Origin of the sequence: Marisediminitalea alba (assembly GCF_002993365.1) — a bacterium.
Classification (GTDB): domain Bacteria; phylum Pseudomonadota; class Gammaproteobacteria; order Enterobacterales; family Alteromonadaceae; genus Alteromonas; species Alteromonas alba.
On sequence record NZ_PVNP01000199.1, the window covers coordinates 1 to 303 of the forward strand.

Annotated in this window: 1 pseudogene; it reads left to right on the forward strand. The window is 49.2% G+C overall.

The window, feature by feature from the left end:
- Positions 1 to 31 precede the first annotated feature (31 nt).
- Positions 32 to 303 (forward strand): annotated as a pseudogene (locus C6Y40_RS25305) (IS4 family transposase); the annotation flags it as partial.

Sequence of the window (303 nt, forward strand, 5' to 3'; positions counted from 1 at the left end):
CCACAAGGCATTCTTAAAGACGTTACACGCCATGTTACCTTCAAATTGCCGACCCATTATCGTCACCGACGCAGGGTATAAGTCACCCTGGTTCAGGGAAGTATTAGCGTTAGGCTGGGATATTGTCGGACGGGTTCGCAAACCGCATTTTTACTCACTCGACAGCGGCAATACGTGGCAGTGTATTCGTCACCTTTATGCCCAAGCGACCAGTCGACCAAAGCGTTTTGATAACAGCCAAATAGCTAGAGGTAACCCCTTTGCCTGTACGTTAGTTCTGTTCAAGCAGAAAGCGAAAGGGCG